We start from the raw sequence: 18,178 nt of genomic DNA, 5'->3' as shown, positions 1-18,178 counted from the left end.
GGACCATGCTGCGCGATCTCCTCGCGCACAAGGGCCGTGTGGTGATGACGCTCGTGGCCATCGCCCTGGGCGTCACCGCGACGGTCGGCAGCTGGGTGGTGAGCGACTCCATCGCGGCGACGCTCACCCTGCGCGAGACGCGGGACGACGTCAGCGTCGCGGTGCAGAGCCCCGGCAAGGACCCGGTGCTCGGCGCGGCGGAGCGCGACCGTCTCGCGAAGCTGCCGGGGGTCTCCAAGGCCCAGGGAGTGGTCGTGGGGCGGGCCGGCGTCGTCGGGGACGACGGCAAGCTGACCAAGGCGACCACGGTCCTCGACCGGGCGGGCACCAACTGGAGCAGCGACGAACGCTTCACCGTGGACGCGGGGAAGGCGCCCCAGGGCAAGGGCCAGGTCGCGCTCAACAAGACCGACGCCGAAAGCGCCGGGTACTCGGTGGGTGACACCGTGCGCGTCCTGCTGTCCGGCGGCCGCACGGACCGCGCCGAGGTGACCGCGCTGTTCACGTACCACCGCCTGGGACCGGAGGCGGAGGCGGATTCCGACCAGGCGTCGGACGCCGTTCCCGTGGTGGCCTACGACAACGCCACCGCCGCGGAGCTCCTCGGCCCCCGCTTCCACCGGGTCGAGTTGACGGCCGCGTCCGGGACCACCGCCGCCGCGCTCGCGGACACCGCGCGCGACGCGATGCCCGACAACTACCCGGTGGCGACGGGCAAGTCCCTGGCCGATGCCGCGGCCGCCCAGTCCGACACCGAGGCCCAGGACCTGAGGCTCACGATGCTGCCGTTCGCCGCGGTCGCGCTGATGGTCGGGATGTTCGTCATCGCCAACACCTTCACCATGCTGGTCAGCCAGCGCACCCGGCAGTTCGCGCTGCTGCGCGCCGTGGGCGCGCGAAGGAGGCAGGTGCGGACCGCGATCATCGTGGAGGCGGCCGTACTGGGCGTCGCGGGCGGCGCGATCGGCTCCCTGGCGGGCGTCGCGATCGGCCCGTTGCTGATCAACGTGATGCGTCCCGACGACAACGTCGAGTTCACCGTACGGCCGGTCGCGATCCTGCTGGGCTTCGGCGTCGCCGTACTGGTGACGGTGCTGGCCGCGTACAACTCGGCGCGCCGCGCCGCGTCCGTGCCTCCGGTGGCCGCGCTGCGCACCGACGCGGTGGTCCCCCGGGAGACCAAGCGGCGCCGGAACCTGTTGGGCGCGGGCTTTCTGGTCGTCGCCGCGGCGATGGTCATCGCCACGGCCGACCCGAGCTCGTCCAACATGCTGCGCGTCATCGCGCTGGTCGGTGCCGTCCTCGGTGTCGTCGGTGTGATCCTGCTCGCCCCCTTCCTCGCCGAGAACGTGCTGCGCCCCGCCACCAGGGTCATCGGCGGGCGGAGCGGCCCTGCCGTACGCCTGGGGCTGCGCAGCGCGGCCGGTGACCCGCGGCGTACGGCGGGCACCGCGACCGCCATCACGGTCGGCCTTGGTCTGGTGTGCGCCTTCGCCACCCTCAGCGCGTCCTTCTCCGATCTGATCGCCTCGACGACCCGGAGCAATGTGCCGGTCACGACCACCGTGCTCCAGTCGGCGGCCGGGGGCGAGTCGACCCTCACCCCGGCGGAGGCGGAGCGGGTCCGCGGGCTGCCGGGCGTCGACCACGTCGCCGCGAGCCGCGACGTGCTGGTCGGTCTCTCCTACCCGGGCGGCAAGACGGAACGGCGGATCTCCGCGATCGAACCCGCCGCGCTGAAGACGGTGCTGACGCCCGACATCACGGAGGGCAGCGCCGATCTGACCCGGGGCGTGGTCATCTCGAAGAACCAGGCCGACATGCTGAAGCTCGGCATGGGCGACAAGCTCACGCTGAAGCTGGACTCCCAGACGTCGGTCACGCAGCCGGTGGTGGGCGTCTACGACGCCACCGAGCTTCAGGCGAGCATCTTCCTGGACGCGGCGAAGGCACCGCAGACGCTGCGCAACCAGATCACCCTCCTGTACGCGTCGGGGGCCGACCCGGACAAGGCGCGCGCGAGCATCGAGGCGGCGTTCCACGACCGCCCCGACGTGTCCGTCACCGACCGCGAAGGCCTGGTCGAGCAGGGCGTCGACCAGCAGCAGTTCGCCTTCACCCTGATGTACGCCATGTTCGGTGTGGCGATCGTCATCGCGGTGTTCGGCGTCATCAACACGCTGGTGCTGTCCGTCATGGAACGCACCCGTGAGATCGGCGTGATCCGGGCGGTGGGCGCCAAACGGCTGCTCGTGCGCCGGATGATCAGGTCGGAGTCCATCGCGATCTCCCTGTTCGGCGCGCTCCTCGGAGTGGTGGTGGGGGTTCCGGCGGGTGCCGTGATGCAGCACGCCATGTTCGGACAGCGGCTGTGGGACTTCTCGATGCCGTACACCACGATCGGCATCGCGCTGGTCGGGATCGGCGTCGCCGCCGTACTGGCGGCGATGTGGCCGGCCCGCCGCGCCGCGAACACCAACATGCTGGCGGCGATCGCCAGCGAATAGCCGGGGACGGAAGGGCTCGGCACAGCGGAGCACGGCGGCGGGGCCGGTGGACATCCACCGGCCCCGCTCCGTCAGGTCTGCGGCGCCTCGCCTGTCAGCCGGGTACGCCCCAGCGTCGGCCGCCGCCCGCGGCAGGCACGTCGTACGCGTCGAAGTCCGGGGTCGTGCCGCGGCGTACGACGGTCAGCGTCTCGCCCTCGACGGGCCGGAACAGCGCCGTGCGCGGGCCGGTGCGCCGTATGTCGGCCCGGCGGCCCGGGCCGTCGGCGCCGGGTGGGCTCACCCATGCCTCGACGTCTCCTTCGATGCCGTGCCGCAGGGTCAGCGGCCGGCCGGCCTCGCTGCGCACCCGCACCCACCGCGTGCTGCCGTCCTCGCGTGCCGCGTCGACGACGAAGCCGCCCGGCGCGCGCAGTCCCGCGATCCGGACGTCCGGCCAGTCGTCGGGCACGGCCGGGAACACGTCGACCGGGCCGCGCCCGGCTCCGACGAGGAGTTCGAGGAGGGCCTGACCCGCGTCGAAGGGGGCGGCGGCGAAGGGTGACGAGACGTGGGTGTAGAGGGAGTTGGGGGACAGAGCGCCCTCGGCCGCGGCTCCCGTACCCGTACCCGTTCCCGTTCCCGTCAGGTGGTGCAGCATCTCCAGCGCCCGGCGTGCGTCGCCCAGGGTCGCCGCCAGGGCCGCGGCCACGGCGTACGACCCGCCGTGCCAGGCGTCCCGGCTGCTCGCCCAGTGCTCGAAGCCGCGCCGCGCCTCGCGGTCCCCCTGGCCGTCTCCCGCCCTCTCGCGCAGGGGCAGCAGCCACAGGAGGTGCGAGGGCACCGGATGGGAGCGGCTCGCCCGGACGCCTGCTCCGATCATGACGCCGGTGTCGTCCCGGTGGTACGGGGTGAGCCGCGCGGCGATGTCCTGCCAGTCCGCCATACGGGGATCGTCGTCGCCGAGTTTGCGGACGGTGTCGATCAGCGTCGTCACCGCCCACCGGACGAGCGCGAGGTCGTAGGTGCAGTCGGTCACGTCGGCCTGGCCCGGCGAGTAGGTGACGGGCAGGTGCAACAGGCCGTCCACTCCCTCGTAGAGGAAACCGGCGTAGTAGTCCACCGCCCGGCGCAGCGCGGGCCGCAGCAGGTCCTCGAGAAGGCGCCGGTCCTGGGAGTAGCGGTACGCCTCCCACAGGGCGAGCGCACCCGATGCGCGCACCGGGTGTTCCGTACGCCCGGCCTTCGAGCCCACTCCGGGCAGGGCGCTGGTCAGATGGCGGTGGCTGTGGTGCGGCCCCTGCTCCAGCGCGGTGGCGACCGGGCCGATGTCGAGGTGGCCGGACGGGCCGAGCAGCGCCGGGGCGTGGCCGATGCGCTCGGGGGCGGCATCGACGACGGCTGCCAGGGTGTACATCTGGATCCAGTGGAACCGCTGGAGGGTGCGGTCCGGCAGGGACACGTAGGCGCGCCGGTAGTGGGCACGCCACCATGCGCGATGCCGCGCGATCACGGCGTCCGGGTCGGCCGTCAGCAGCGTGCGCAGCGCGGCCTCGTCCGTCCCGCGCCCCGTCCCGGACGTGGCGGCGAGCAGCTTGTGCGCGCCGCCGCCCTGGTGGACCCAGGTCAGCGGCCGCGTCCGGCCGTCCGGGGGCGGAGCGGTGAAGGAGACCCGCTCTCCTCCTTCCGCGGTCGCGCGCAGGAGGAGTGCCGGGCCGTTCCTGTCCACCAGCGCGCTGAAGGCCACGCTGCCTCTGGTCGTGGTGAGCCGTCCGGTCAGCTCGGCGTTCCACAGGTCAAGTGCGCAGGAGAGTCCGGTCGGGGTTCCGAGGGGGACGAGGTCCAGTTGGCCGGGGAGCGGGTCCGCGGGACGGGTGCCGGGTCCGCCGATGAGAAGGCGCACGGCACGTCCGCCGGGCGCCGTGACGAGTTGTGCCGCCATTCTGCCGTTGCCCAAGTATGGTGCGCCGGAAGGGTTTTCCGGTATTCGCGCCCATTCCATGCGGGCGTCCCGCACGGCGCGTTCGTACGGGTCCGTGGATTTCTCCCGGTCCTCGGGCACCGGGACGCCCGGTGTTTCCGCCGCCCAGGCGGTGCCGGACGCGGCGGCCAGGCCGGTGCCCGCTGTCGTGCGGATGAAGGTCCGTCTGCCGAATCCGGCGTTCATTGTCGGGGCCTCCGGCCTCAGTCAATAATTCAATACCGTTCCAGGCGCCAACCCTTTACCGCACCGAAAAATGACCCTACAACTGGGGCAAGCGACAGTCACCGCCATTAAGTGACCGATGAAAGACGCTCCACCAGGGGCCGTGGGAGGCGGCCGGAAGCTGCGGCCGCCCCCTACGAAAGTGGTACGCAGCCGATTTCCATCGTCAGATGTGCCGGGCTGCCCCGATACATACGGTGGAGCCATCGGCGTACCAACAGGGAGCATGCATGATTAGCCTCAGCGGGCTTACGAAGCGCTACGGCACGGTCACCGCCGTGGATGATCTCAGCCTTGAGATCAAGGCCGGCCGTGTGACCGGCTTCCTCGGTCCCAACGGTGCCGGGAAGTCCACGACGATGCGCATGATTCTCGGCCTGGACCGGCCCACCGCCGGAAAGGCGCTGGTCAACGGCAAGGCCTACGAGGAGTTGCGCTATCCCTTGCGGGAGGTCGGGGCTCTCCTCGACGCCAAGGCGCTGCACCCCGGGCGGACCGCGAGGAGCCATCTGCTGTCCATGGCCCGCAGCAACGGCATCGCGGGGCGGCGCGTCGACGAGGTGCTCGAGGTGGTCGGCCTGACCACGGTCGCGGGGCGGCGTGTCGGACTGTTCTCGCTCGGCATGGGGCAGCGCCTGGGTATCGCGGGAGCGCTGCTCGGCGACCCGGGGGTGCTGATCTTCGACGAGCCCGTCAACGGCCTCGACCCCGACGGGGTGCGCTGGGTCCGTGGGATCGCCCGCTCGCTGGCCGACGAGGGCCGTACGGTCTTCCTCTCCAGCCACCTGATGAGCGAGATGCAGCAGACCGCGGACCAGGTCGTCGTCATCGGCAAGGGCAAGCTGATAGCCGACATGCCGATCATGAAGCTGATCGAGCGCAGCGCGCTGGGCACGGTGCGCGTACGCGTCCCTGACCCGCGGGGCCGTGAGCAGCTGGCGCTGCGCATCGAGTCGGCCGGTTTCACGGCCGAACGCTCGGACGAGGACGCGCTGGTCGTGCGCGGTACCACCCCTGAGCGGGTGGGCGACATCGCGCACGAGGCCGCGATCCGGCTGCACGAACTGCGCATGCAGGAGCCCTCGCTGGAAGAGGCGTACATGGAACTGACCTCCGGGAGCCTGGAGTACGGCACCTCCCGGATGGCGAACCGAACGGACGGTCCGGACGCATGAACGACAAGACGACGACCGCTCCGGCGGCAGTGAACCACGGCCGCGGCGGACTGCCGGGAGCCACGGCGGCCGAGTGGACCAAGCTGTGGTCCGTACGCTCCACCTGGGTGTCCTTGGCGGCGACGGCGGCACTGCTCATCGCCTACACCGTCATCTCCGGCGTCTCCGCCCGGTCCTCCGACGAGTCGGCCTCGGGCGGCGGGCTGCCGACCGCGCCGCTGGACAACGTCGGCACCGGTGTCATCTTCATGGGCCAGTTCGCGGTGCTGGCCATGGCGACCATGGTCATCGCGTCCGAGTACGCGACCGGCAGCATCCGCTCCACCCTTCAGTGGGTGCCGGTACGTCACCGCATGCTGCTGGCCAAGAGCCTCGTGCTGTTCCCTGTGCTGTTCGTGGCCGGTCTGGTGCTCACGCCCGTGGCGCTCGGCACGGCGCTGGCCTCGCTCGGCGATGTCGCGGACCCGGTGAGCTCGGGCGACACCGTCCGCCAGGCACTGGCCGTCGGCGGTTACCTCGGCACGGTCGGCGTGATCATCACCGGCATCGGTGCGGCGGTGCGCAGCGTCGCGGGCACCCTCACCGTCGGGTTCCTGGTGCTCCTGATCCTCCCCATGACCCTCCAGTCCGTCTCGGTGGAGTTCCTCGCGAAGGCCGCCGACTACCTCCCGGGCCCGGCGGGCATGGCGTTGATGGGCGTCTCCGAGAACGACACGTACGGCGCCCCCGTGGCTGTCGCGCTGCTCGTCCTGTGGGCCGTGGTCGCCAACGCGGCCGGCTACTGGGTGCTGCGCAACCGCGACGCCTGAGGCGTCCGCCCCCGTAGCGGGCGCCCCCCTGATCGTCCCGGGCCCTCACATCCCCCGCGGGGCCCGGGACTTCCCGTCCCACAAGAATGCTGATTAAGCAGGGAACAAAAGAAACTGGCAGGGGCCCTTTTCTCACCGGAAATGCCTGCCCGCTTCACCCGGCGGCGGAACGATCGACCCTGACAGGGCAACGGAGCTGAGTTAGTCTCCAGTAGCCCGTCAGCCGTCACATTCCTCCGCTGGAGTATCATGCTGCCTTCTGGGCCAGAAATCACCGACAATGCGGCCCGACCTCCGGACGAGGAGGTGGCGGCATTGAATTCATGGCTGACGCACATGAGGCACACCGCCCCTGTCGGATATGACGAGTCCATCCGCGCCTGGCAGGTATTCGGTTACGACGAGGCGCAGCGGGTCCTGTCCGACCCGTCCTTCTCGGCCGACATGCGCGCGGCGAGCCGGGCCGCGGGGATCGACACGTACGTACCGCCGGTCATCGAGCGGCTGACGTCGGCCAGCTTCTTCACCATGGACCCGGCCACCCACCGCTCGTTCCGCGGTCTGGTCAGCCAGGCGTTCTCGCGGCGCCTGGTGAACCGCCTCGCGCCCGGGGTCGCCGAGACGGCCACCGGCATCCTGGACGAACTCGACGGCCTGGAGCGGTTCGACCTGCTCGACCGGTTCGCCTACCCCCTGCCGATGATCGTGCTGTGCGAGCTCCTGGGGGTGCCGCACGACGACCGGCGCGCCTTCCAGAGCTGGGCGGCCTCACTGATCGACCCGACCGGGCAGCCCGCCGACGGCGGCGGCGAACTCGGCAGCGAGCTCGAGCAGTTGGAGCAGTACCTGCACGAGCTGGTCGGCAGACGCCGCCAGAAGCCCGGCACCGACCTGCTCAGCCGGCTGGCCACGGCCGAGGTGGACGGCGAGCGGCTCACCGCCGAGCACGTCGTGAGCCTGGCCGCCGTCATGCTGCTCGCCGGGCACAACACCACGACGATGCTGCTTGCGAACCTCGTGGTGTGCCTGGACGAGAACCCGGCGGCCGCGGCCGCGATACGGGCCGACCGCGGCCTGATCCCCTCGGCCATCGAGGAGGTCTTCCGCTACCGCGGGCCGCTGCCGCGCGCCCTGCGCCTGGCGACCGAGGACTGCCGCATCGGCGGGCAGGCCGTGTCCGCCGGTGCTCCCGTCATCGTCTGGACGGCGTCGGCCAACTGGGACGAGACGCAGTTCGCGCACCCGGACCAGTTCGACATCCGCCGCACGCCCAACCGCCATCTGGGCTTCGGGCACGGCATGCACTTCTGCCTGGGCGCTCCGCTGGCCCGCGTCGTGGCCGAGACCGCGATGTCCCTGCTCATGGACCGCTGTTCGAGCGTCACGGTCTCCCGGGAGGCTCCGCTGTCGTACCCCGCGCCGCGGGTGAACCTCGCACCGGCCAGGCTTCCGGTCGAGATCCGCTGGGCCTCCGCCACGAGCCGCTAGGGGGACAGACAGCGTGTCCTACCTCGGGTATCCCAGGCTGAACTTCGCCGGCACCATCCAGACCGACGTGGCCACGGCCAACAACGTGCCGCAGTACTTCGACAACGACCTCTTCGAGCCGCGCTACCAGTGGCGGATGGACCTGCCCGACGTCAACGGCCTGTGGAATCCGCGCGGTCCCGGCACGCTGCGGCTGGCCGACGTCTCCGTGACCAGCGTCTGCCTCAAGGACGGCCGCCGGCTCACCGACGGCCGCAAGGACCCCGTCGTGGGCGGCCGGCTGGTCGACGACGATCTGCGGACCAACGGCAAGATGGTCGACCTCGACCCGCACAACCAGATGGTGCCGGAGATCTACGGCTGGCGCCCCCGTCTCCTGGACAAGGACGGCAAGGAGCTGCTGCGGGGCGCCTACCTCCCCTCCGCCGTCGAGGACATGTGGCCGCGCGCCACCCTCCCCTCCGGCCGCCCCGACATCTCCGGGGCGTACCACTCCGTCCTGACCGACCTTGAATGGGCGTCAGAGCTCACGTCCCCCTTCCTGCGCGCCCTGCGGGCCCTGACCCAGGACGGCATGCTCTCGATCAAGGTCACCATGGACGCCGTCGAGGACGGCGTCGAGAAATGGCCCGACAACATCACCTTGGGGCGGATCGTCGGCTCCATCGGCCCCTGCTTCACGGGCGAGCCCCGGCGCTTCGTCGCCGGCCGCAGGCTGCGCAAGGCCGACGACAAGAGCCCGCTCTTCCACGCGCCGTGCCGGGTCGACGAGCAGTCGTCCACCGTCTTCGTCGACCTCGGGAACAGCATTCCGGCCACCAAGCGCGGCGGCCCGCTCAAGGACGTCGGCCCGCTCGCCCTCGCGGTCCTCGACGAAGCCGGCGAACCCGAGACGCTGGCCCCCCTCGAAGGCATCGACTCCGGCTTCTACGAACGCAGCGCGGGCATCGCCACCGCGAAGCTCACCCGGCAGCAGCTCGCCCTGATCTCCCGGCGCCGCATCGCCGTGGTCCGCTCGGCCGACCCGCCCGTCGTCCTCCTCGCGGAGAACGCCGACGCCTCATGGGTCCACGCCGACGGCTTCGTCTTCCGGCTGCACCCCGACAGCCCGGCCAGGAAGGCCTCCACGACGCTCTACGCGACGCGCTACGGCCGCCCGGCCAAGGCGATGCGGCTGTTCCTCGACGCGGGCAAGGGCGCCAAGCCGCTGAACGTCCCCGAAGAGGCCGTCACCGACGCCAAGGGCCGCGCCGTGGTGACGTTCACGGGCACCGACCCCGGCAATCCCCGCAAGAAGATCGACGGCGCGCTTGCCGAGGTGTCCTACGGGCCGCTGCGCCGCCGGGGCGAACCGGACGGCAAGATCTCCATCCGCGTCTTCGACCCCTACCGGGCCCCGCGACGCCCGACGTGGCTCCGTGACGTACGGCCGCTCTTCCAGCAGTACGCGAACCTCTACCCGGTGATGCGGGACGTCATGGACCTGGGCAACTACAACCACGTCCTGCGGCACCGCACCTACGTCCGGCGGACCCTGCTCGCGTCGCCCGACTCCCCCACCCATATGCCGGTCACCCGGGACCTCTCCCCAGGAAAGCGAGACATGATCGTGAGCTGGCTGGACAGCGGACCCCTGCCACCGCTGCTCGACATCACCACCGTCGACGAACTCAGGGACGTACTCCAGCAGGCGATGCTCGTCGAGCTGGCGACCATGCCGCCCTACCTGGCCGCGCTGATGTCCGTCAAACCCGGCCACAACGTGAAGATCGCCCAGCTCATACGGGCCGTCGTGCTGGAGGAGATGCAGCACATGGCCCAGGTGTGCAACCTCCTGAACGCCGTCGGCGGGCAGCCACGGATCGGCCGCCCGGGGTTCGTGCCGGTCTATCCGGGCGCGCTGCCCGCGGGGGTCCTGCCCGACCTCGAGGTCAGGCTGCGCAAGCTGTCGATCGAGCACGTACGCGACGTCTTCATGACGATCGAGCAGCCGCAGCACCCGACCGTGGACGGCAAGCCGTTCAAGGGCCACGTCATCTCCCCCAAGAGCGTGCGCGTCAGCCGCGACGGCGACGTGCGGCACGTGGACGACGACGCCGTCGAGAAGCTCAGGAAATGGTTCTCGAAGGCGGAGTACGAGCCGCAGACCATCGCATGGCTCTACAACCACATCGCCCGCGCCATCATCCGCCTCGACGACGGCGGCAAGCTGTTCAGCGGGGACCCGGACCGGCAGGTCGGCTGGCCCGACGCGCCCGGCACGCTCTACAAGGTCACCGACAGCCGCTCCGCCCTCCTGGCCATCCATCAGATCGTGGAGCAGGGCGAGGGTTCCCCGCACGACCTGGACGGCGACGGCCTGGGCGATCCCGGCGAGCTGGGGCACTACTACATGTTCGCGGAGATCGTCGAGGGGCGGCAGCTCAAGCGCGACAGCAGCGGCAAGTGGACCTACTCCGGTCCCGCGATCCCCTTCGACCCCGACGGGGTCCACCCGATGGTCGACGACCCCGACACGTACCGGCTGCCCGCGGACTCCCTCGGCCGGCGCGAGTCACTGCGCTGCGACGTGTCCTACACCAACCTCCTCAAGAGCCTGAACCGAGTGTTCAACGGCCATCCGAAAGAACTGGACGACGCCGTGGGGCTGATGTTCCAGGTGCAGATCGAGGCCAAGAAGCTGCTGGCCATCCCCTCGTCGGAGGGCGCGAAGACCGTCCTCGGGCCCGCCTTCCAGTCGCCCGGCGTCAGCCTCGGCCAGTAGACGCGCCCGGCGGAACCAGGAGCCGGGCGCGCGCACGCCACACACAGGCACTTCCCCGTCAAAGGAGACACCGTGAGCAGCCCTTCGACACTCCACGCCCTCCACCACGAGCACGAGAGGGGCGACGGGATGCTGAGACTGCACTGCAACGAGAACCCGTACGGCCCGCCGCCCGGGGTCATCGCCTCGGTCACCAAGGAACTCGAAGGCCGGTGCGCCACCTACCCGGACAGCGGGGCCACCGTGCTGCGGGAGCGGCTGGCCGAACACATAGGCGTCCCCACGGACATGGTGGCCGTGGGCAACGGTGCCGACGAGCTCGTACTGCTCGTCACGCTCGCGTCGGCGGGCCCCGGCCAGACCGTCGTCGTCACGGAGTCGACGTTCCCCGGGTACGCCGCGTCGGCGGCCGTGGCCGGAGCGACGGTCCGCAAGGTCCCGCTGATCGACGACCACGTACCGGCCGCGGGTCTCGTGGGGGCACTCGAAGGCGCCCGCCTGGTCTTCGTCTGCAATCCCCACAACCCCACGGGCACCGCGCTCGCCCCGGCCGCCGTCGAGGAGATCATCACGGCCGCGGAACGCGCCGGAGCCGTGCCGGTCTTCGACGAGGCGTACATGGAGTTCGCCGGGCCCGGTTACGAGCACGCCCTGGACGCGGTGCGCGCGGGCCGGCGGCTGCTCGTACTGCGGACCTTCTCCAAGGCGTGGGGGCTCGCCGCCCTGCGCGCCGGCTACGCGGTCGGCCCCGCGGACCTCGTCGCGGGCATCCAGGAAGTGCGCAGGGCACTGCCGTTCAACGTGAACAGGCTGGCGCAGCAGGCGGCCGTGGCCGCCCTCGACAGCCCGGACCACATCGACGAGGTACGCGGGCGTACCGCCGATGAGCGGGAGCGGCTGTGCCGGGGCCTGGAGCGCCTCGGTGTGGCGTACGTGCCCTCGGTCACCAACTTCGTGATGGTCAAGACGCCGGGAGACAGCGCCCGCTTCACCGCGCGGCTCGCCGACGAGCACGGGATCCTGGTACGTGACCTGACGTTCTTCGGGCGTCCGGGCCAGGTGCGGGTCACGGTGGGGACGTCCGAGGACACTGACCGGTTCTGCGAGGCGGTCGGCAAGCTGCTCGCCGCTCCGAGCTCGCACGCCGCGCGCGGCCACGGTCTGGGCGGCGCACGGGACGTGATCTCCGTGCCGACCGGGGATGCCGTCACACCCGAGGACCTCTTCAACGGCTACGTCGGCGCCAACGTGGTGTTCGCGCTGACCAGGCTGGGCGTGTGGGAGCGTCTTTCGGCGCAGCCCACGTGCACGCTCGACTCGCTCGTCGCCGCGACGGGCACGGACGCCACGGGCCTCACGGCGATGCTGCGGGTGGCGGCCCTGCTGGGCTACGTCGAGCTGCGTCAGGGGGACGCCCACACGGTCTCCCTGACGGCGTCCGGCCGCGACCTCGTCCGGCTGAGGGGCTTCTTCACCTGGGGTGTCGGCGGCTACCACGACGTCCTGCGCGGACTGTCCGATCTCGCCCTCGGCACCTCGGTCTTCGAGGGGGACGTCGACCGCGACGGCGCGATGGTCGCCGTGGGCTCGGGCGAGGTGGGACGCGAGCTGATGCTGCCGCTGGAGAAGGAGGTGCTGGCCACGGTCGACTTCGGCGCGGTGGCCGACCTCGGCTGCGGGGACGCCACCCGGCTGCTGCGGCTGTGCGGCGGCGACGCGGACCGGCGCGGCACCGGGATCGAGATCAACGGGGCCGCCTGCGCGCAGGCGCTCGGGCGGGTCGCCGAAGCGGGGCTCTCCGACCGCATCGAGATCGTGCACGGCGACGTCCTGTCCTTCTCCGAGCGGACGTTCCCCGGGGTCGACCTGGTCTCCAGCTTCCTGATGATGCACGACCTGTTCGACGCGACGGGAGACCCGGTCGGGGTCATGCGGACGCTGCGCCGGGTGTTCCCGGACGCCAAGCGGTTCCTGATCGGCGACACCGTGGCCCAGGACTGGGAGGAGCGCCAGGGGCCGCTGCCGGTCTTCTCGGCGGGCTTCGAGCTGGTGCACGCGTTCATGGACACGCCCATCATGAACCGGACGACCTACGAGAACGCCTTCGCGGGGGCGGGGCTGCGGGTCGAGCGGCGTGAGCCGCTGGGTGCGCCCTCGACCTGGCTGTGGCTGCTGACCGCCGAGTGAGTTCGGGCGCTAAGACGCGCTGAGCACGAAGGAGGGGCGGTCGCGACGGCGACCGCCCCTCCTTCGTGCGTGGCGGCGTCAGTCCGCGGCGCGGGCCGGGGCGCCGGAGCGGAAGAACTCCAGGATGCTCTTGTTGACCGGCTCGGGGTTCTCCAGATAGCCGTAGTGCCCGGCGTCGGGGATGACGTCGATACCGGCGCCGGGGATCAGGGCCGCCAGCTCCTCCCCGGCCCGCGGCGGGGTGATCAGATCGTCGGCGAAGGCGATGACGTGGCAGGGGACGCGGATGCCGGCGTACGCCTCGCGGCGGTCGGGCATCGGCTCCAGGGCGAGCTGGGCGCCCTGGCCCACCGGGTCCTGGGGGGACATCTCCAGCACGTCGAGCCAGTCGACCACGGCCCGCTCGTCGTCGAGCGTCCGGGGGGCGAGACTCTGCATCGCCTGGACCACCGCCCGGTAGCGCGTGGGGAGCGGCACCCCCGACTCGTGCAGTTCCTTCTCGGCCCTGGCCAGGGCCGCGCGCAGCGCGTCGCTGCGGGCCCGGCTCGCCATCAGTACGGCCTGGCTCACCAGGTCGGGCCGGGCCAGGGCGAGTTCCTGGGCCACGTAGGCGCCCATGGAGGTGCCGACCAGCCTGACCCGGCCGAGACCGAGCCGGGCGGTCAGCGCGATGACGTCCGCCACCATGTCGTGGACGGTGAACCCCTGGGCGCACAGGTCGGTGGGCGGGATGCCACGGTTGTCGAAGGTGATCACCCGGTAGCCGGCCGCCGTCAGCGCCGGTACCTGGTGCATGTGCCAGGCACTGCCCCCGCTTCCCGAACCCATGATCATGACGACCGGTTCGCCGGAGCCGCTGTCCTCGTAGTGGAGACGGATGCCGTTGACGGTGACAAGGGGCATGGTTCTCCTACCTCCCGGCCAGAACGATGGTCCGCAGTCGTGGTGAGGCCTGGATCTCCCGCTGGGTGAAGCGCTCGCGGACCCAGGTTCCCTCGGCGTAGAGCCGTGTCTGGTCCGCGTGGTGCGGGGAAGTGGGGTCGGCGGACTGCCCGTAGGTGAGCAGCGACGAGGTGCGGGGTGCGCCCTTCGCCGGGAACTCCGTCACCTGGAGGAAGCTGGACCCGGTCGCCACGTCGGGGGTGCCGGCTCCGGGGGCCGTCCGTGGCGTGATCACGTTGAGCACTCCGGTCTCGTGCGGGCCGCCGTGGATGGGGATGCGCTCGCCGCCGCGCACCACGTACTGGTGGTCGCCGAGCGGGGCGTCCAGGGGGATGTCCGCGGTACGGAGCTCCGCGGCCGCGTCACCGAACGCCCGCCGCACCTCGGGCCTGTCCGCTGCCAGGGTGTGCGGTGTGCGCAGTGGGTCGGACGGCTCGAAGGGCACCTTCCACGGGCCGTCCTTCACCGTGGCGGCCTTCGCGACGAAACGGGCGAAGAGCAGTGAGCCACGGCTGCGGCTGTCGTAGCGGCCGTCCCAGTCGGCCAACGCCCGGCAGGCGCTCGACACGTCGACGGGGCCGTGGGAGGACGGTGCCGCTCCGCCGGGGAAGGACCGGCACATCTTCGCGGTGTCGGCGGCGGCCAGTTCGGCGGCCCTGCTGTGGTCGCGGAAGAGCATCCGCTCCATCGTGGTGCGCGAGAATCCCTTGCCCGGCAGCCCGTCCGTGCCGGCCAGCCGCCGCTGCACGGAGAGGATGCCTTCCTGGGTGCGGAGTGAGCGCGGCGTGCCGGTGTCCCCCACGACGCGGGGGTAACCGGTCAGCGGGGCCTCGGGGTTGGTCAGCCAGGGGCTGTTGTTGGAGTTGGTGACGTAGTCGTCGCGTTCCAGCCGGGGGAGCCGTCCGGGGCCGAGCAGGCCGGGCTCCACCGCGTCCCGGTCACTCCCCCAGGCGCAGGCGCCGCGTCCGCCGTCGAGGACGGGTACGCCGCTGGTGCCCAGGAGCTGCTTGCCCAGCGGGGTGGAGCACCGCTTCGCCAGGTCGTCGGTGACGTGCGGCACGACCTGGATGTCGGAGTAGTACGACCTGCCCCTGCGGTCCACCGCCAGGGTGTTGATCCACGGCAGGCCCTGGGTGCGGGACTGCGAACGCCGTACGTCACCCGTGTCACGGGTGCGGCCGAGAGCGAGCCAGCTGTTCATGGCCCGCATGTTGGTCTTGTTGGCGTCCCGCAGCGTGAAGGCGGTGTCCTTGTTCCAGGGCAGCGGGAAGCCGCCGGGTCCCGCGCCGAGCACGGGCCCGTAGCGGCTGTCCCACAGCGTCCGCTCGACCGTGCGGACCGTCCCGTCCTTCTCGCGGACCCGGACGCGGACGCGGTGGCTCTTCATCGCCTCGGGTACGCCGTCGACGAGGTAGCGCGTCGGGTCCCCGGGGACGAGCGGCACTTCGTACAGCCCGTAGGTGCTGGCGGTGGAGACCGTGTGGGTCCACGCGACGTCGCGGTTGTGGCCGATCAGCACGGCGGGGAAGCCGAGCAGCGAGGCGCCCGAGACGTCCAGCCGGCCGGGAATCGTCAGGTGGCTCTGCCACAGGCGGCGCATGCCCTGCCACGGGAAATGCGGGTTGGCGAGGAGTACGCCGCGGCCGGCGCGGGTGCCCTCGGCGCCGATGGCGAGGGCGTTGCTGCCCAGTTCACCCTCGCCCCGGGCGGCGCGGACCGCCGCGGCGAGCCCGGCCGCCGCGTCGGCGGACCGCCGGGGGGCCGCGCCGGATTCCGCGGGCGGGCGGGCCCCTGTGATGCCGTCCATGAAGATGCCGGACCCGGACATCGTGGTGACCGCGTGGATCTGCCGGTACACGTCGATGGCGGCGATGGGCCGGACCCACTTCTTGCCGCGGCAGGCGGGGTCGGTGATGCCGCCCCGCGCGTCGGCCTCGGCGACGTATCGGTTGTAGCCCTGGACGTAGCCCCGCACGAGCTGGGCGACCTCCGGTTCCGGGCCGAGGGGCGGCGGCTGGGCGATGAGCCGCTCGACGGTGCCGGAGTCCTTGAGGCGCTGGAAGTACAGGTCGCTGGTGAGGCTGTCGGCCGCCGCGCCCACGCCCGGGTTGGCGGGGGCGTCGGCACCGAAGTGGCGGGAGCGCTCGGCGTTGACCGTGACATACGCGTCGGCGAGGACGCAGACGTTGTCCTTGGCCGACGCGTAGCCGTAGCCGTAGCCGAGCCCCGGGTAGTCGTCGGCGGTGATGTGCGGGATGCCGTACTCGGTGTACTGGATCACGGCGCGGCGGTCGTGGCCGGCCGCCGCGTCGATGGGTGTGGTGGAGGCCGGCAGGGCGGTGAGCCCCACCAACGTGGCCCCGGCCACCAGCGAGCTCACCGCCCTGCGGATTCGTGCGGGCAGCCGGGTCACGCGCGGCATGCGTGAGGCCCCCCTTTCCTGTGTCGGTCCTGTGGGACATGCCCGTCGTCGAGGGCGGGGTGCGGGGGCCTGGTCCGCTCGCCTCAGGCGGCGTCGGCCTTCTCCATGGCCTCGATCAGGCTCTTGGGCCGCATGTCGGTCCAGTTCTCGTTGACGAAGTCGAGCGCCGACTGCCGGTCCGTCTCCTTCAGGGCGACCAGCCACCCCGCGGGTACGTCGACGAACGACGGCCAGAGGGAGTGCTGGCCCTCGTCGTTGACCAGGACCAGGTAGGTGCCTTCGGCGTCCTCGAACGGGTTGGTGCTCATCTGTGTCCTCCTCGGCTGGTGACGCGGTCAGATGGCCGCGTCAGGTGTCTCTTCGTAGCGGGCGAGTCCCGCCGGATCCGGCTCGAAGCGCACGGGCAGCTCGCTGAATCCGGTCAGGAAGTTGGAGTGGATGCGCCGCGTCGGGCCCGCGATCTCGAAGCCCTTGGTGAAGGTGCGCAGCGCGGAGAGCAGTTCGGAGAGCTCGACGCGGGCCAGGTAGGCGCCGAGGCAGAAGTGCGGCCCGTACCCGAAGGTGATGTGCTTGTTGGGGCTGCGGTCCAGGGCGAAGGTGCCGGGGTCCGCGAAGACGGCCTCGTCCCGGTTGCCCGAGGAGTGCCACAGGGTGACGATGTCTCCCGCCTCGATCCGCACGCCGCCGACCTCGGTGTCCTTGAGGCAGGTGCGCCCGAAGTGCATGGCGGGTGAGGCCCAGCGCAGCACTTCCTCCACGGCGGTGCCGAGGCTCACCTCGCCGGCCCGCAGGAGCTGCCACTGCCGCGGGTGGTGCGACAGCGTGAACACCGAGTCGATCATCGAGAGGCGGCTCGTCTCGTCGCCTCCGATGATGAGGCTGTAGCAGTTGAGGACCATCTCGTCCTCGGTGAGCGCCTGGCCGTCGATCTCTCCGCCCGCCAGCACGCTGATGACGTCGTCGCCCGGGGCATTGCGCCGCTCTTCGACCAGCTCGCCGAAGTACAGCAGGATTTCGTTGCGCGCCATGAGCGCGTCCATCTCCTGGCTGTCGGCGGCATCGGAACTCAGGGCCGACTTCGTCAGGGAGAGGAGGAATTCACGGTCGGCCGCGGGAACGCCCAGCAGATCCGCGATGGTGCCCATGGGGATATGGCTCGCGATGTCCTCTGCGAAGTCGCAGGTGCCCCGTTCTACCGCCTCGGCCACCAGTCTCCTGGTATTGGTCCGCACCCGGTCGGATATCCGCTCCAGGGCGCGCGGGGAGAACGCCTTCAACATGATCTTCCGCAGTTCGCGGTGCCGGTGGCCGTCGGTGACGGCGAGCATCTGACCGGCCGCCGAGTCCCCGCCGGCCAGGAGGGTGACCAGGAGATTCCCGCGCTCCGACGTGAAGTTCACGTTGTCGCGGTACACCGCCATGATGTCGGCGTACCGGCTGACGACCCAGAAGCCCGGATTCTTGCCGAGCGGCGGGTGCCAGTACACCGGGCTCTCGGACCTGAGCCGTTGCCAGAATTCCGTCAGGTCTTGTTCGTTGAAGGTCTGCGGGTCGGCCAGGTCTACGGCCTGGATCAGTTCCGTCATGCCGCGGATTACCTCTTCGTCCTGGTGTCGGATCCTTGCGTCGACGGCCGGCACCGAAGCTAGCACCGGCCGTCGAAAGGGGCACCGTCATTAAGCGGCAGCCAAATGTCCCA

The 18,178-nt window shown here is 71.2% G+C and carries 11 protein-coding genes; 6 read left to right on the top strand and 5 right to left on the bottom strand.

Annotation, left to right across the window (positions count from 1 at the left end; all coding sequences use genetic code 11):
- Positions 1-5: 5 nt before the first annotated feature.
- Entirely contained in the window at positions 6-2,507 is a 2,502-nt protein-coding gene (locus tag ACZ6JY_RS33475; RefSeq protein WP_469202015.1) for an ABC transporter permease, read from the top strand.
- A 94-nt stretch (positions 2,508-2,601) separates the two neighbouring features.
- Here the strand turns inward: ACZ6JY_RS33475 and ACZ6JY_RS33470 are convergent, their stop codons facing one another.
- Positions 2,602-4,653 carry a glycosyl hydrolase family 95 catalytic domain-containing protein gene (locus ACZ6JY_RS33470; RefSeq protein WP_469202013.1) on the bottom strand — a complete coding sequence of 684 codons (2,052 nt, stop codon included), beginning with the start codon at positions 4,651-4,653 and terminating at the stop codon, positions 2,602-2,604.
- 269 nt (positions 4,654-4,922) lie between these two features.
- Here ACZ6JY_RS33470 and ACZ6JY_RS33465 point away from each other — a divergent pair, with 269 nt between their 5' ends.
- The 5 genes from ACZ6JY_RS33465 (at position 4,923) to ACZ6JY_RS33445 (ending at position 13,115) form a co-directional block, all read left to right on the top strand.
- Entirely contained in the window at positions 4,923-5,867 is a 945-nt protein-coding gene (locus ACZ6JY_RS33465) for an ABC transporter ATP-binding protein (RefSeq protein WP_469202011.1), read from the top strand.
- Positions 5,864-6,676 (top strand): ABC-2 transporter permease, encoded by an 813-nt coding sequence (locus ACZ6JY_RS33460; RefSeq protein WP_469202009.1) that lies wholly within the window; start codon positions 5,864-5,866, stop codon positions 6,674-6,676. Before ACZ6JY_RS33465 ends, ACZ6JY_RS33460 begins: the two co-directional genes overlap by 4 nt.
- A 336-nt stretch (positions 6,677-7,012) precedes the next feature.
- Positions 7,013-8,164 (top strand): cytochrome P450, encoded by a 1,152-nt coding sequence (locus ACZ6JY_RS33455; RefSeq protein WP_469202007.1) that lies wholly within the window; start codon positions 7,013-7,015, stop codon positions 8,162-8,164.
- A 13-nt stretch (positions 8,165-8,177) separates the two neighbouring features.
- Complete coding sequence (locus tag ACZ6JY_RS33450) at positions 8,178-10,928, top strand: ferritin-like domain-containing protein (protein ID WP_469202005.1); 2,751 nt, start codon at positions 8,178-8,180, stop codon at positions 10,926-10,928.
- 72 nt (positions 10,929-11,000) lie between these two features.
- Positions 11,001-13,115, top strand: a complete 2,115-nt coding sequence (locus ACZ6JY_RS33445) for an aminotransferase class I/II-fold pyridoxal phosphate-dependent enzyme (RefSeq protein ID WP_469202003.1) — start codon at positions 11,001-11,003, stop codon at positions 13,113-13,115.
- Positions 13,116-13,193: 78 nt separating this feature from the next.
- Here the strand turns inward: ACZ6JY_RS33445 and ACZ6JY_RS33440 are convergent, their stop codons facing one another.
- The 4 genes from ACZ6JY_RS33440 to ACZ6JY_RS33425 all read right to left on the bottom strand — a co-directional run bounded on the left by ACZ6JY_RS33440 (position 13,194) and on the right by ACZ6JY_RS33425 (position 18,065).
- A complete protein-coding gene (locus ACZ6JY_RS33440; protein WP_469202001.1) occupies positions 13,194-14,018 on the bottom strand; it encodes an alpha/beta fold hydrolase in 825 nt (274 codons plus the stop codon).
- Positions 14,019-14,025: 7 nt separating this feature from the next.
- A complete protein-coding gene (locus tag ACZ6JY_RS33435; protein WP_469201999.1) occupies positions 14,026-16,479 on the bottom strand; it encodes a penicillin acylase family protein in 2,454 nt (817 codons plus the stop codon).
- A gap of 83 nt (positions 16,480-16,562) precedes the next feature.
- A complete protein-coding gene (locus ACZ6JY_RS33430; protein ID WP_469201996.1) occupies positions 16,563-16,787 on the bottom strand; it encodes an MbtH family protein in 225 nt (74 codons plus the stop codon).
- A gap of 27 nt (positions 16,788-16,814) precedes the next feature.
- Positions 16,815-18,065 (bottom strand): cytochrome P450, encoded by a 1,251-nt coding sequence (locus ACZ6JY_RS33425; RefSeq protein WP_469201994.1) that lies wholly within the window; start codon positions 18,063-18,065, stop codon positions 16,815-16,817.
- Positions 18,066-18,178 lie beyond the last annotated feature (113 nt).

The organism is Streptomyces sp. NPDC046335 (assembly GCF_055587985.1).
This window is presented reverse-complemented; position numbering and strand designations above follow the sequence as displayed.

Excerpts from the sequence above, each read along its gene's own strand:
- ACZ6JY_RS33430 (WP_469201996.1), bottom strand. The coding sequence starts at position 16,787 with ATGAGCACCAACCCGTTCGAGGACGCCGAAGGCACCTACCTGGTCCTG.
- ACZ6JY_RS33425 (WP_469201994.1), bottom strand. The coding sequence starts at position 18,065 with ATGACGGAACTGATCCAGGCCGTAGACCTGGCCGACCCGCAGACCTTC.
- ACZ6JY_RS33465 (WP_469202011.1), top strand. The coding sequence starts at position 4,923 with ATGATTAGCCTCAGCGGGCTTACGAAGCGCTACGGCACGGTCACCGCC.
- ACZ6JY_RS33460 (WP_469202009.1), top strand. The coding sequence starts at position 5,864 with ATGAACGACAAGACGACGACCGCTCCGGCGGCAGTGAACCACGGCCGC.
- ACZ6JY_RS33475 (WP_469202015.1), top strand. The coding sequence starts at position 6 with ATGCTGCGCGATCTCCTCGCGCACAAGGGCCGTGTGGTGATGACGCTC.
- ACZ6JY_RS33455 (WP_469202007.1), top strand. The coding sequence starts at position 7,013 with ATGAGGCACACCGCCCCTGTCGGATATGACGAGTCCATCCGCGCCTGG.
- ACZ6JY_RS33435 (WP_469201999.1), bottom strand. The coding sequence starts at position 16,479 with ATGCCGCGCGTGACCCGGCTGCCCGCACGAATCCGCAGGGCGGTGAGC.
- ACZ6JY_RS33470 (WP_469202013.1), bottom strand. The coding sequence starts at position 4,653 with ATGAACGCCGGATTCGGCAGACGGACCTTCATCCGCACGACAGCGGGC.
- ACZ6JY_RS33440 (WP_469202001.1), bottom strand. The coding sequence starts at position 14,018 with ATGCCCCTTGTCACCGTCAACGGCATCCGTCTCCACTACGAGGACAGC.